We start from the raw sequence: 13,532 nt of genomic DNA on the forward strand, positions 1-13,532 counted from the left end.
GGTCGATCCGAGATCCTCGGCCATTCGAACACTCCTTGATTCCGTCCTGCAACACTGCGTGACGCCGCTCTGCAACACGTACAGGTTTCAGTAAAGAAAGTCAATACATCTGGCGAGAAATCCGCTGTGGAACGTTGCGCTGCTGCTTGACGGTGTCACAAGCTGACCACAAGAGCCGTGCTGCCGTACCGCTGAAGGGAGCTGCGGTGGCAGGGCCGGGGTGGGTCTGCCTGTGCGGGGAGGGCGGGTGGCCCCACCCCATCCACCCACGGCATGCGAGGGGAGCCTGCGGGATGATCGTCCGCTACCAGCGACCGGCCCGGGGGAGCGGAGCGACCTACCGCTCCAGCGCGTACACCAGTCTGCTGCCGTGGCAGGTGCGTGAGCGCCGCTTCAAGCCGGTCGGGCTCGGACGCCGCGGCCTGGAGCCCGACGAGGTCTACAAGTTCCTCGACCGGGTCGCCGGCGACCTGGCCGCCGTCTACGCCGCCCTGGCCGCCAGCCGCCGGGAGACTGCCGTCATCAAGGACGCCCTGCGCCGCTGGCAGTCCGACCAGGCCCGCGCCCGCGACGCCCGGGGACACGAGCGGTGACCCAGCGCTACGTCATCCACCTGCCAGTCGTCGCCGCCGACCTGCCCGCCGCCCAGCGCCTGGCCCGGGTGGTCGGCCGCTGGCTGGTCGTCCTGCCACAGACCGAGCCAGGCGGGATCACCGTCTCCGCCGAGGACGACCAGAACCTTCGTCATTGGGTCTTCTGCGACCTGCTGATGCCTGGCGGCCGGCGCTGCCTGCTTCGCGCCGACCACGAGGGGCCCTGCTCCCGCCGGCTGCGGCGCTGATCCCGCCCGGCAGTGCCTACCCGGCACGCGCGGCGGGCCCACCGCTGACCTCACGCCCGATCGAGCCGCCGGTCAGGTGACCGCTACGCTTCCCAGGGAAAACCAGCAGGAGAATGCCCATCCGGATGAGCGGGAGACAGCGACGGTGCCGAAGGCCTACTGGATCAACACCTCCCGGTCCATCAGCGACGAGGAGAAGCTCGCCGCCTACATAGAGCTGGCCGGGCCGGCGCTGCGCGCCGCCGGCGGCACGTTTCTGGCGCGTGGCCTGCCATCGCACGCGTTCGAGTCCGGCCTGATGGAGCGTACGACGCTGATCGAGTTCGACAGCGTCGACGCCGCGGTCGCCGCATACCACAGCCCCGCCTACCAGAAGGCGCTTCGGGCGCTCGGCGACGGAGCCGAACGCGACCTGCGCATCATCGAAGCGGCGCCCTGATCCCCGGCGATCGGCCTGCCCAGACGGCAGGACGAACGCCCAGTCGCCCTGCTCACGGGGGCTCAGCCGACGAGCGGCTGAAGCTGCGACCGTCGAGCACCTTGATCAGCTCGTCGTCGCGCCCCACCTCGTAGCCCCGCTGCCGCAGCTGGCTACCAGCTCGGCCTCGTGCTCAAGCGGATCTGGAAGATGTCGCCGTTGAGGGCGATGAACTCTGTCTTGCCGAAGCGAACCTGCAGATCCTTCGGCAGCAGCCTGAACGCCCCCTTGGTGACCATCGGGGCCAGTCCCCGTCCTCAACGACACCAACCTGGTTGATGTCGAACGGCTTGTCGTCCGCGAACCCGTCCTCTGGGTCGTGGTAGTCGGAGCCGGCCGGGTTCCAAAGGTGGGTCATCTGGACCTGCCGAGCTTCTCCCCAGGTGCGGGCGGCGGCGAGCGCCTTGATCTCGGCGGCCTCCTCAGCAGCCGTGTCGGCGTCGGCGAAGGCGAGGCAGTCGTGCATCTGGGCGTGGCTCGAATGTGGTTACCGGTCCACCCGACCGATCCTCCAATACGCCAACCGGCTTCTCCGGGCTGCGGAGCGTGCGGTCCTGGCCTTCCAGGAGGAGGGCCTGAGCCGACGGTGAAGCGGTGCCAGCGGTCGGATCTGGGCACCACGCTGCTCCACCACGTGATCCGCCTGCATGTTGCCTATCCTCAGGGCACTGTCGCCGTCATCACCGCCGCTCCCAAAGACAGTGGAGACCATGTTGCACCGGGCGGGCTGGGTGAGATCCCGGCGGAACGGTTCCACCTGGCAGTACTCAGGCCGCGAGGTGACCGTGGCCCACCCGGACACCGCCCGCGGGTTGGAGTTCGACGGTGTCGTCGTGGTCGAGCCCGCCGACTTCCCGCAGAACCTCGGCCGGCAGGGGCCGCTCTACACGGCACTCACCCGGCCGAACCGCCCGTCGTCCACACCATGCCGCTGCCTGAGCCGCTACGGAGGAGGTAGGGACCCCTCGCGCCGCCACGTTGCCGTCGTCCGGCCGCCCTGCTGTGGGAGCACGTGGTCGTCGTGCAGCGCGACGCGAGCAGCAGTGGGGCGATCAGGGCCCACGGCGGCGGGATAGACACCAGGAAGACGACGGCCAGGATCAGCGGCAGGACGCTGCGCGTCGCGGCTGTTGGCCGCGTTGGTGCACACCACGTTCGCGGTGTGCCCGGCGAACAGGGCGTGGGTGCTGGGAAGGGGAAGTAACTCGTGTCGTCCGGCTTGTGCCCTATCCGAGGGTGGTACGGTGTGTCCCGTTGCAGTTGCTTTCCGAATATTTGCCAGCGCGTGGTGGGTAGCTGACCCGGCGGCGCTGGTGGTTCCGGTCATCTCCGGATGTGGGCGATCAACAGCGCGACGTCGGGGTCCGCACAGTGTGGGTCCCGAATCCAGCCTTCCAAGGAGAAGACATGGCTGTCGGTATTGTGAAGTGGTTCAACGCGGACAAGGGCTTCGGGTTCATCACCCCGGACGGCGGTGGGGCGGACGTGTTCGCCCACTTCTCGGCGATCTCCTCGAACGGCTTCCGCAGCCTCGATGAGAACCAGCGGGTCGAGTTCGACATCACGCAGGGCGCCAAGGGCCCGCAGGCCGCGAACATCCGCGCCATCTGAACCACCGCCGGCGCGTGCCTACCGCGCCCTCGATGGTTGGCACGCGTCGGCGTCGGCGCAGCACCCGCCGGGAGGCGCTCATGTCCACAGCGCCGCCGCGAACCGGCAGCGGAAGCCCGTACGCCCATCTCCTGCACCAGATCCGTGGCGCCGGGCTGCTGGAGCGCCGCACCGGGTACTACATCTGGAAGATCGCCATCACCGGTCTGCTGTTCGTGGCCGGCTGGGCGGCCTTCGCGCTCATCGGGGACTCGTGGTGGGTACTGATCGTCGCCGGTTTCCTCGCGTTCGTCTTCACCCAACTCGGGTTCCTCGGCCACGACGCCGGGCACAGGCAGATCTTCGCGTCCCGGCGGGCGAACTACGTGCTCGGGCTGCTGCACGGCAATCTGGCCATCGGGCTGAGCTACGGCTGGTGGGTGGACAAGCACAACCGGCACCACGCCCACCCGAACACAGACGGCGCCGACCCGGACCTCAGGATCGTCGCGCTCGCGTTCACCTCCGGCCAAGCCGGAAACCGTGGCCGCATTGCCGCGTTCGCGTACCGCTACCAGGCATTCTTCTTCTTCCCACTGCTTCTGCTGGAGGGCCTCAGCCTGCACGTGAGCAGCGTGCGCGCCTTGCTGCGACGCGGTGGACGCCCCCGCGCGTGGGAGTCGGTGCTGCTCGCCAGCCACGTCATCGGTTACCTCGGCGCGGTCTTCCTGATACTTTCGCCGGTCCGCGCGGTCGTGTTCATCCTCGTCCAGCAGGGCCTGTTCGGGCTCTACCTCGGGTGCAGCTTCGCGCCGAACCACAAGGGCATGGTGATCCTCGCCGCCGGTGACCGCACCGACTTCCTGCGCCGCCAGGTGCTCACTTCGCGGAACGTGCGCGGCCACTGGCTGACCGACTTCATGCTCGGCGGCCTGAACTACCAGATCGAGCACCACCTGTTCCCCAGCATGCCCCGGTCGAACCTGCGGCGCGCGCAGACGATCGTCGAGTCGTTCTGCCGCCGGCACGGCCTCACGTACTGCCAGACCGGCCTGTTCGAGTCGTACGCCCAGGCGCTGCGCCACCTGCACGCGGTCGGACGTACTCCTTGTTCGGCGGGCGCCTGAACCGGTCGCCCTGACCGGCGACCGTCCATGAACGGAGCATGTCTTGCCTACGCCGACCGGCGCTCTGCTCACGCCCTTCGTCGCGTTCCGCGCCGACGAGTTCGACGGACTGCACCTCGCGCGTCTTCCGTTTGTACCGGAGATCCGCCTGTACCTGGCGGATGACGCGATCGTGCTGCGGGCCAGGTTGGAGGCGCGGGTCGGGCCGGGGGTCACGCCGTTCTGGGCGAACGCCTGGGCCGGCGGCCAGGCCCTCGCCCGGTACGTCCTGGACCATCCGCAGGTGGTGGCCGGCCGGCGGGTGATCGACGTGGCGTGCGGCTCCGGTCTGGTCGCCATCGCCGCCGCCAAGGCGGGCGCTGTCGAGGTGATCGCCAACGACATCGACCCGTACGCACTGGCGGCCGTCGCGATGAACGCCACGGCCAACGCGGTCACGCTGGCGGTGAACGAGGGCGACCTGCTCGACGGCGACGGCGGCCTTGCCGATGTGATCCTCGCCGGCGACGCCTTCTACGACCCCGAGCTGGCCGCGCGGATGCTGGGGTTCCTACACCGCGCCGCCGACCGCGGCGCGCGTGTCCTCGTCGGTGATCCCGGCCGGGGGCACCTGCCCCAGGATTGGCTGAAGGTACTGACCAGCTACCAGGTACGCGGCTTGGGCGCCGCCGAGGACGCCGAACTCACCGAGGTCTCGGTGCTCGGCCCCGCCGCGTAAGGGTCAGCGTCCACCGCGGCGAGCGCCCGGCCGGGCCCGGGCGGAGAAGGCCGCCGCACTGGATCGCGCTGGTGCGGATCGTGTCGAGGTGGTCGGCGCCGGCTTGCCGCCGCGTCGGCTCCGGCCGTCGTGGGCAGGCTGCGCCTCGTGCCGCGGGTCGGCGGACCGCGGTATGGGCTGGGGGACCAGCGTCCGTTCCCCCGGGGCAAGTTCGCGTAGCAGCGCGTCACCCGGGCGCAGCCGGGTCGTCGTCGCCGTGATGCCCGCCTTGCGAGTCAATTCCCGCACCTCGGGCACCTGCCCGTCGGTCATCAGCGTGACGACAGTCCCGGCCGCCCCGGCCCGGGCGGTACGGCCCGAACGGTGCAGGTAGGCCTTGTGTTCCACGGGCGGGTCAGCGTGCACGACGAGGGCCACGTCGTCGATGTGGATGCCCCGGGCGGCGATGTCGGTGGCGACCAGCGTGTGCACCTCCCCGTCGGAGAACGCCCGCAGGTTCCTGGTGCGCGCGGCCTGGGCCAGGTTGCCATGCAGTTCGACGGCGGCCACACCGGCCGCGACCAGCCGGCGGGCGAGAGTTTTCGCGCCCCGCTTGGTACGCGTGAACACCACGGTCCGACCCCGCGCCGCGGTCAGCTCGACCAGCACGGCGAACCGGTCGTCGGCGTGGACGTGCAGGACGTGGTGCGCCATCGCGGCGACCGGCGACAGCGCCGAGTCGACGCTGTGCACGACCGGATCGGTGAGGAACCGCCGCACCAGGACATCGACGCCGGCGTCCAGGGTGGCGGAGAACAGCAGACGCTGCCCGCCGCGCGGGGTCTGCTCCAACAGCCGCCGTACGGTGGGCAGGAAGCCGAGGTCGGCCATGTGGTCGGCCTCGTCGAGCACGGTGATCTCGACGGCGTCCAAGTACGCGTTGCCGGCCTCGACATGGTCGGCGAGCCGGCCCGGGCAGGCCACCAGGACGTCGACCCCGGCGCGCAGCCCGGCGATCTGAGGTCGGGCGGCGACGCCACCGAAGATTGTCATCACGCGTAGCGACAGCGCCTGCGCCAGCGGCGCCATCACGCTGTCGATCTGGGTGGCCAGCTCACGAGTGGGTACGAGGATCAGCGCCCGAGGGCGCCCGGCCCGCCGTGGCGTGGCGGTGGCGGCCAGGCGGGTCAGCACCGCCAGTACAAATGCATAGGTCTTACCCGAACCGGTGCGGCCCCGGCCGAGCACGTCCCGCCCGGCGAGCGCGTCGGGCAGTGTCGCGGCCTGGATTGGGAACGGCCGCTCCACCCCGGCCGCGGCCAGCACGCGGATGAGCGCGTCGGGCGCGCCGAGGTCGGCGAAGGTCAGGTAGTTGGACGAGGTGGTCTGGCGTGGGCGGCGTGCCGCCATGAGGGCTCCGAACGTCGAAGGGACGTCCCGCCCGGCGCTGACCGTTTCGGCCGCGGCGCGTGGCGTGGGACATCGAACCCGGCCGCCATGCTGGGCGAGCCGCGCTGTCAGTCTACTCGAACCAGCTACCGGACCATGCTGCCTGCTGACGGGTGGTGAACGAGCATCGACGCCGGCCGATCAGGGCGCCATGACCTGCCACCGGCTCTGTTCGTCCATCCATGCCCCGGCCAGGATCTCCGCCGACCGCAGGCCCGGGCACGGGTAGATCTTCGACCGACCAGCGCCGCCGCCGGCTCGGGCCTCGACCTCCCACGACTCGCCATCGGTACGGATATACACGTCGCGACGCCCTCGCACAGTGCGGTCGCCGTTCCACCAGTGACGCTCGGTTCTCACCCCCAGACCGTATAGCACCACGCCCGAGTGCGGAACGGTGACGATCTTGGTTACCCCCAACGTTGACGAGGTGGCCGAGCACCCGTGGCATGATCCGCGCCCGCCACGGCGACCGGCTGGTCGTCCTGTCCGGGCGCGGCATGGCGGCCCTGGGACTGATACCTCGCGGCGCGGCTCGGTATCTGCACGTCGTCGAGCCATCGCGCCAGCGGGGCACCGATCCCGCCATTCCCGGGCCGGCCGTCGCATCGTCTCCCTGCGGCACAACGTAACCGGCCCGACGGTGCACATCACCGCGGCTACCTCACACGCGGCGGCATCGACGCGCGCGCTCGGCGGCTGGCAGACAACGTCGACTGCTTGAATGAGGGCGTGACTGATCCGCGCGTGGTGGAACCCCTAAGCTTTGGATACTCGTTCGACGCGGAGGACGCGCGCCGGCTGCGGTTGCTCGATGAGCGCGGTGCTGAGCTTACGATCGTGGAACCTCGTCGGGGCGCAGAGAAAGCGGCGTGGCCACCCCGATCACGGGTTCTGGCTTTCCAGGCCGACGCCGTCACGGTCACGCTGACCACCGGTGAACGGTTCGAGTTTGTGAACGGCAGGAAAGCGCCCTGCCGCCGACGCAATGCCGGCACCACATGGACCCTCCAGGGACGCAAGTACGAGATCGTCCACACAAGCTCACGTCAGGCACAGCTCCGCCGAGACGAGGTGGTCCTCGCCTCGGCGCGCTCCTCCTCCCGCCGGTACGGCCCCGTCCGCACGACGATCGAAGCAGAGTGCGACGTCGTTGACCGTATCGGAGTCGTGCTCCTCGAACAGGTCATCCGCCCCGGCCGGCCGATGGCATTCTTCGCAGCTCTCGACATGCTCGCGATGGCAGGGTGAGGCGATGCCCGGCTCCGGCGTCGCTAACGTGGCTGCCCGGATTTGTAGCGGCAGACGACGTCCGCTTTTGCCGCTGGCCGCGCGCCTCTGACGGACTGCCGAGTCCGCCCCGGCGTCCGGCTGAGTAAGTAAGTGGGTGTAACAGCGGCAGCTGCGGTGAGGCCGTTACCTCCGGCATTTAGCGGCTGCCGGAGGACGCGCGGCGGCCCACAGAGGCCTGGGCCTGGTGGTCGGGCCTGGACGGCGTGTCCGGGCCCGATCCACCAGGCCATCAGGCCTTAACTCATCCTCCTCCGACCGTGACTGTCGCGATCATGCCGACCCACTGCCCGTTGCTGTAGCCGGCGTGGAGCCTGCAGATGACCGTCCAGGTCCCTTCCCGATCGAAGGTGTACGAGACCGGTGGACCTCCCGGCGGAACGGGCCCGTTGGTGACCTGGAAGATGTCGCCGCCGTTCGGGTCCGGATTGCCGCCGGGCGGCACGAGCCAGACGTCGTGCGGGAACCGTGCATCCGCCTCGTTGAAGTGCCAGGTGACGGTGCCGCCGCGGGCAATCTTGCAGTTGTCGGGACTCCACTGCGTGCCCGTGGCGTTGATGTCGCACGTCGTGGGGAGCGTCCCGCCGCCGTCACGCACCGTGAAGGTGGCGCTCTGCGGGTTGGAGGCGTTCCCGAGGCGATCGGTGGCTCGATAGTCGACTGTGTACTTCCCCGCGTCCTTGAACGGTACCGGCCCGTTGTAGGCGGTCCACGCTCCGCCGTTGACGCGGTACTCGACCTTGTCCACGCCGGCACAGCCGACATCGTTGGCGGTGATGCTCAGCGTGGCCGAGTCGATGTAGGTGTTCTGCTGGTCGGGATCGGCCTGGCCCTGAATCTGGTGCGAGACCGTCGGTGCATCGGTTTCCTTGCACTGGTCCGCCTCGGGCGTGAACTCGATCTTGATCAGCTGCATCTTCATTTCGGGGTTGATCTGGTTGCGGCAACAGCCGAAGGTCCAGCGCCCCATGTAGAGTGCGCCGTCGGGCCCGAACCTGGTCGGGATCACGAAGCTGTTGTTCGGCGTGCCGAAGTGGTTGACAGGCAGCCAGTCGTTGACCCGGAGCATCTGGTTGTTGTCCTGCCGCAGGCGGACCTCCTTCCAGAACCCGTTGTCGGTGCCACGGTTAGTGATCAGCCAGGAGCCGTCGTAGTAGGGCGGGAAGGCGCCGGGACCGCGGCTGTCGTTGTATCGGTAGACCGGGCCGGTGACCGGCTGCATCCCCCCTGCGCCCAGGTCGCCGAAGTCCTTCGGATCCTGGCTTCCGGGGTTGCCGGGGTACTTGCGCCAGACCGTCGCTGGTTTCGCGGGACCTGGGATCTCATCGAGGCCTTGGAATGTGGGTTGCGAATTAGTACCGCCCGGCGGCGCCCAGTTCAGGTCGGACGGGAGCTTGTCGAGCGAGCAGTCGTACTGCTGGCCGGTTGAGGAGTTGGCCTCGTAGTTCCAGCGCCAGGTGGTGTTGATCTTCGAGTTGTCACCGACGCAGAACGGCCAGCCGTAGAAACCGGGCCCGTCGACCTTGTTCCACTCGCAGACGCCGGCCGGGGCGCGGTCGGGCTGGTCCACGGAGTTGTCGTGGCAGAACTCGCCGACGACGACTGAACCCGGGTTGGCGGGGTCGGTGTGCACGGTGAACGGCTGCCGGAAGCCCATGCCGTAGATCTCCGGTCGGGTGTTCGGGGTTCCCGGCGCGAACATGTTGCCCTTCGGGACCGTGTAGGTCTTGCCCAGGCCGGGATCGGGCGCGCGCCCTGGGGTCTGCGGCGGGCCCTCGCGCGGTTTGATGCGCAGGATCTTGCCGCGCAGGTCGGCGGTGTTGGCCGCCGTCTTGCGCGCGTCCCAGCGCTCCGAGGCGCGATGGTCCATCGGCGTGTAGCGGTTGTGGCCGGGCGCGTTCGGGGAAACGTCGTCGCCGACGCCGACGTAGAGGTTGCCTTCGGAGTCGAACACCAGGCTCGCGCCGCCGACGTGGCCGGGGCCGTTGTCGGTGGGGCCACCCGGGAAGCCCGAGGGTTTGCCGGAGATCTTCGCCTTGGGCACGCGCAAGATCTGCCGCTCCATGTATGGATGTGCCGGGTCCAGGTGTTTCGGCCCGCCTGGTGCCGGCTCGAAGGCGGTGCCGGTCTTGTTCAGCGTGAAGCGGCTGACCAGGTTGTAGCCGACGGTCTGCTGGTTGCCCGTGGTCGGCCAGTCGCCGGGGTTGCGCGGGGAATAGTAGACGTAGATGTTGCGCTTGTCCGGCTCCGACAGGTCGAAGTCCGGCTCCAGGCTCATCCCCAGCACGCCGTCCTCGGAGTTGCCGTGGTCGGCGCGGGTCGGGATCGTCGCGACCGTCGTCGAGTTGTTCGGCGGGCCGTTCGGATCGTGCATCTTCACGTAGCCCTCGGACTCGTACCCCGGCTTGGGGCCGATTTCAGTCCAGTAGACCTTGCCGTCCGACGCCACGTCGAGAGCCATCGGGCCGTTCACATTGTCGACCAGGGTCGTGCGGGTGAAGTTCGACCACACGGTGCCTGAGCAGTCGGTCTTCTTCCCCTCGCCGGCGACCCAGCGCACCCCTCCGACGATCTGCTTGATCAGCGGGTTGTCGCCGCCGTTCTCGGTGTAACGCACGCCGAAGTGGCCCTGCGAGGTCACCCAGGTCCGCCCATCGTTGTAGGGCCGCGGGGTGCCGGTGCCGTCCTTGACGCTGCCGCCGTCGTAGAGCTTGCACCACGTCGTGGGGTGGTCCTGGCCCATTGAGTAGGTGCCGGTGTTGTAGGTGCGCTCGTCGAAGGTCGCGAGCACGTGGTGGTCGCCCCGGACGTTGCGGGCGAAGTTGTAGTGCTCGTCGGCGATCTTGTAGGTGTCGGGCAGGTCTTTGGTGGAGAGGTGGTTGTGGTCGGCAACCTGGACGGTTGCGGCGTTGCCGGTCGCCGACCCGCTCGAGTGGCCGCGCATCGTCGTGCCGACGACGCTGTCCGGCCCGCCGTCCCACCAGTCCCACACGGACACGCCAGCGCCGGCGTCGGTCATGTTGTGCACGGCCGCGATCCCGCCGCCGTTCTGGGTGAAGCGGATCAAGGCCTCACGCTGGGCATGGTCGAGGAGCGGTCCGGGCCGCCGGCCGCCGGCCCACGACCACGACGCGTTCAGGAGCAGGATCGCGTCGTATCGGGCCAGGTTCTGGTCGGTGAAGATCCGGGGGTTCTTGTCCGGGTGGTCGCAGTTGTTCGGGCCGCCACCGTTGTTGTCGCAGTCCTCCCAGGCGACCTCGTAGCCTGCGGCCTTGAGAGCGTCCTGCAGCACTGGGCGACCGTTGTTGATCCCATCGGTGTGCCGGTACCCGGTCGTGCCGGTGTAGATGAGGATCCTGTTGCCCTCCTCCTGGGCAGGAGCCGCAGGGAGGGCGCTGCTAGCTTGCCTGGTGCTTGTCGCCGGGCCAGCATCCGCCGGGTGGATGCTGCTAGGAGCCTGTCGGGTGCTCTTCGCTTGGACAGCGGTTGCCGGGGCGAGCATCTGAGCCCCAAGAGCGACCGCGATCAGAGCGATTCCAGGATGCTTCACACTCCGCGCAGGCAGCGCGGCCTTCCACATGCCACTCACTTCCTCTCCCAATGCGGCGGCTACCAGCCCCGCGGTCGGAGCGACGTGGTGCGACCGCCTGAAGGTTAAGACGTAGCATGTCCTCCTTTTGGCAGATGGTCAAGAACTTCCGGTTGCGAACAACAAAAGCTCTCTCGCCAGTAACAGTAGTTTTGTTGCTCGAAGGCGTTAGCTGTCTTGAACCAGACGATTCGCTCCGCTAGCGTCCCTGCCATGGGTGAGCAGAGGGTTCACAGGCGGCTTCTCAGCGTCACTGCGGCCACAGTTGCGATCGCCGTCGGGGCACTGGCTCTGGCGGGATGTAGCGACGACTCCGGGGAGGCGCCGGGGCGGGAGCGCGACCTGACGGCGCTTCAATGCCCGATGGTGGAGACGGGACAGCACACGGACGTCAGCCAGTACAGACCCGCGAAGAACGCCTTCGATACGGCGGAGCTGCTCGGGATGCAGCTCGCTGAGGCCCGTGAGAAGGCGGCCCATCACGACTGCGAGATCGTCGTTGCGCGCGAGGACGGCAAGAGCCAGCCCGTGCCGATAGAGATCGACCCGGCGAGGATCTATGTCTACATCGAGCATGGCGCCGTCAGCGACATAGAGGGCGTCGGTGGTGGGCTCTAGGGCGACGACCCGATGCGCACTCTCACCAGGGCTTCCGTAGTCGCCACCGGTCGGCGGTCACGGTGGGTCGTAATCGCGGTGTGGCTTGCGCTCGCGATGCTCGCGGTGCCGCTACAAGCCAAGCTCAGCGAACGGGCCGCCGACGAGAGCGAAACCTTCCTCGTCCGGGGATCGGAGTCGGCGGAGGCCAAGCGGATCATCAACGAGCGGTTCCGGCGCGGCAGCGAAACAGCGGCGGTAATCGCCTACTTCCGCGAGGGTGGGATCACAGCAGACGACGGGCAGCGCGCCGACGCCGACGCCCGCGCGCTGTGCCGGTCCGGCGCGATCCCGAACTTGACGATGGTCGCCACCCCGTACCAGCGCGCGTGCGGCGAGACCGATCCGCTCGACATGAGCACGGGCGGCTCGCTGCTCACCTCACCCGACAACAGCGTCATCTTGAGCACGGTCCTGATGACCGACGACTCGACGCCCGCCGTCGAGCAGGCGGTCGCGGCAATCCGCGAGGTCGTCCCACCGACCGCGGGCGACGAGAGCGGACTGAAGGCCTTCGTCACCGGCCGTGCCGGCTTCGAGGCCGATCGAAGTGCTGCGGTTAAAGGGATCAACGAGACCCTCTTGGCAGTCACGGTCGTCATACTGCTGCTCCTGCTGCTCGCGACCTACCGCTCGCCGCTGGTTGCTCTGGTACCGCTGGCCGTCGTCGCCGTCGCCTATCTCGTCGCCGCCGCCCTCGCCTACGGCCTCGTCGCCGCCGGCCTCACTGCGGTCAGCGGCCAGACGACCGCGATCCTGATCGTGCTGATGTTCGGTGCGGGAACCGACTACTGTCTGCTGGTCGTGGCGCGGTTTCGCGACGAACTGCGGCGGGCGCGGGACGTCGAGGAGGCGATGGTCGCCGCCGCCCAGCGCACCGGCCCGGCGATTCTCTCCGCCGGAGCGATCGTCGTCGGCGCGATGCTGGTCCTCGCCCTTGCCGACTTCAACGCCACGCGCGAGATGGGCCCGATCCTCGCCCTCGGCGTCGCGATCATGGTCTGTGCCGGTCTGACGCTCCTGCCCGCGATGCTCACCGCCCTCGGACGACGGGCATTCTGGCCCGCGATTCCCCGCCACGAGCCCGAGTCCGCACCCGCAGTCACGTTTTGGGGGCGCATCGCGAGCCTTGTTCACGCACGACCCGGAATGATCGCCGCGGCGGTCACCGCTCTCCTCGCCGCGGGCGCGCTGGCCACCATCGGCGGGCGTCCGGCGCTCGACTTCGCCGAGTCCTTCCGCGAGGCGCCGGACTCGGTCCGCGGTCAACAGGTGATCCGCAACCACTTCATCCCCGGCCGGGCGGCGCCGCTTCGCATCGTCGTAGCCGAGGAGGCAAGCGGGAAGGTCCAGAGCGCTCTCACCGAAGGCACACATTCACCCATCGCCGACATGCACGCGGTGGCCAGGTCGATCGGGGCGGACAGCGGCTTCCTGGGTGCGGCGGCGCAAGGCCAGCGAAGGTCCGCGACAAACTTGGTCATCTTCGACGCAGACCTGCGGATGGATCCGTTCTCAGAGCGGGCCACCGACGCCGTCCCCGTGCTGCGTGAGATCGCTGACCGCGCGGCCGACGGCCGGACCATCCTGATCGGCGGGACCGTGGCTGAGAACTACGATGCCCGCCAGGCACTCAGGCGTGACACCAGGCTGATCGTCCCGGTCGGCCTTGCCCTGATCCTCCTCGTCCTCACTCTGCTCCTACGCGCGGTGGTGATGCCGCTCTACGTGATCGCGACCGTGATCCTCTCCTTCGGCTTCGCCCTCGGCGTCAGTTCCCTCATCTTCACCCACATCCTCGGCCAGCCAGCCTC

General features: G+C 68.9%; 13 protein-coding genes. 9 read left to right on the top strand and 4 right to left on the bottom strand.

Annotated features, from left to right (window positions below):
* The first annotated feature begins 293 nt into the window (after positions 1-293).
* The 3 genes from ACY34I_RS38415 to ACY34I_RS38425 all read left to right on the top strand — a co-directional run bounded on the left by ACY34I_RS38415 (position 294) and on the right by ACY34I_RS38425 (position 1,280).
* Entirely contained in the window at positions 294-593 is a 300-nt protein-coding gene (locus tag ACY34I_RS38415; protein ID WP_462760130.1) for a DivIVA domain-containing protein, read from the top strand.
* Complete coding sequence (locus ACY34I_RS38420) at positions 590-841, top strand: hypothetical protein (protein WP_462760132.1); 252 nt, start codon at positions 590-592, stop codon at positions 839-841. Before ACY34I_RS38415 ends, ACY34I_RS38420 begins: the two co-directional genes overlap by 4 nt.
* Before the next feature lie 76 nt (positions 842-917).
* A complete protein-coding gene (locus ACY34I_RS38425) occupies positions 918-1,280 on the top strand; it encodes a DUF1330 domain-containing protein (protein ID WP_462760134.1) in 363 nt (120 codons plus the stop codon).
* A 152-nt stretch (positions 1,281-1,432) separates the two neighbouring features.
* Here ACY34I_RS38425 and ACY34I_RS38430 read toward each other — a convergent pair whose 3' ends face one another.
* The gene (locus ACY34I_RS38430; RefSeq protein ID WP_462760135.1) at positions 1,433-1,558 is read right to left on the bottom strand and encodes a hypothetical protein; all 126 of its coding nucleotides are present in this window, start codon (positions 1,556-1,558) and stop codon (positions 1,433-1,435) included.
* Between the two features lie 1,168 nt (positions 1,559-2,726).
* Here ACY34I_RS38430 and ACY34I_RS38435 point away from each other — a divergent pair.
* The 3 genes from ACY34I_RS38435 to ACY34I_RS38445 all read left to right on the top strand — a co-directional run bounded on the left by ACY34I_RS38435 (position 2,727) and on the right by ACY34I_RS38445 (position 4,754).
* The gene (locus tag ACY34I_RS38435; RefSeq protein WP_148798099.1) at positions 2,727-2,930 is read left to right on the top strand and encodes a cold-shock protein; all 204 of its coding nucleotides are present in this window, start codon (positions 2,727-2,729) and stop codon (positions 2,928-2,930) included.
* 80 nt (positions 2,931-3,010) lie between these two features.
* Positions 3,011-4,036, top strand: coding sequence for a fatty acid desaturase family protein (locus ACY34I_RS38440; protein ID WP_462760138.1), 1,026 nt, complete (start codon positions 3,011-3,013; stop codon positions 4,034-4,036).
* 43 nt (positions 4,037-4,079) lie between these two features.
* Positions 4,080-4,754 carry a class I SAM-dependent methyltransferase gene (locus ACY34I_RS38445; protein WP_462760140.1) on the top strand — a complete coding sequence of 225 codons (675 nt, stop codon included), beginning with the start codon at positions 4,080-4,082 and terminating at the stop codon, positions 4,752-4,754.
* A 3-nt stretch (positions 4,755-4,757) separates the two neighbouring features.
* Here the strand turns inward: ACY34I_RS38445 and ACY34I_RS38450 are convergent, their stop codons facing one another.
* Positions 4,758-6,143 (bottom strand): DEAD/DEAH box helicase, encoded by a 1,386-nt coding sequence (locus tag ACY34I_RS38450; protein ID WP_462760142.1) that lies wholly within the window; start codon positions 6,141-6,143, stop codon positions 4,758-4,760.
* A gap of 180 nt (positions 6,144-6,323) precedes the next feature.
* Positions 6,324-6,485 carry a hypothetical protein gene (locus ACY34I_RS38455; protein WP_462760144.1) on the bottom strand — a complete coding sequence of 54 codons (162 nt, stop codon included), beginning with the start codon at positions 6,483-6,485 and terminating at the stop codon, positions 6,324-6,326.
* Between the two features lie 429 nt (positions 6,486-6,914).
* On the opposite strand from ACY34I_RS38455, the gene ACY34I_RS38460 reads away from it, so the two are divergent.
* Positions 6,915-7,433 (top strand): hypothetical protein, encoded by a 519-nt coding sequence (locus ACY34I_RS38460; protein ID WP_462760146.1) that lies wholly within the window; start codon positions 6,915-6,917, stop codon positions 7,431-7,433.
* Between the two features lie 283 nt (positions 7,434-7,716).
* On the opposite strand, the gene ACY34I_RS38465 is transcribed toward ACY34I_RS38460, so the two are convergent.
* Positions 7,717-11,052 carry a ThuA domain-containing protein gene (locus ACY34I_RS38465; protein WP_462760152.1) on the bottom strand — a complete coding sequence of 1,112 codons (3,336 nt, stop codon included), beginning with the start codon at positions 11,050-11,052 and terminating at the stop codon, positions 7,717-7,719.
* Positions 11,053-11,274: 222 nt separating this feature from the next.
* Between ACY34I_RS38465 and ACY34I_RS38470 the strand changes: the two genes are divergently transcribed.
* Complete coding sequence (locus tag ACY34I_RS38470; protein WP_462760148.1) at positions 11,275-11,679, top strand: hypothetical protein; 405 nt, start codon at positions 11,275-11,277, stop codon at positions 11,677-11,679.
* A gap of 78 nt (positions 11,680-11,757) precedes the next feature.
* Positions 11,758-13,532: MMPL family transporter (locus ACY34I_RS38475; RefSeq protein ID WP_462760150.1), on the top strand; the 1,775-nt coding region annotated here is incomplete at its 3' end.

The sequence above is a fragment of the Micromonospora sp. RTBAU3-60 genome (assembly GCF_054963695.1).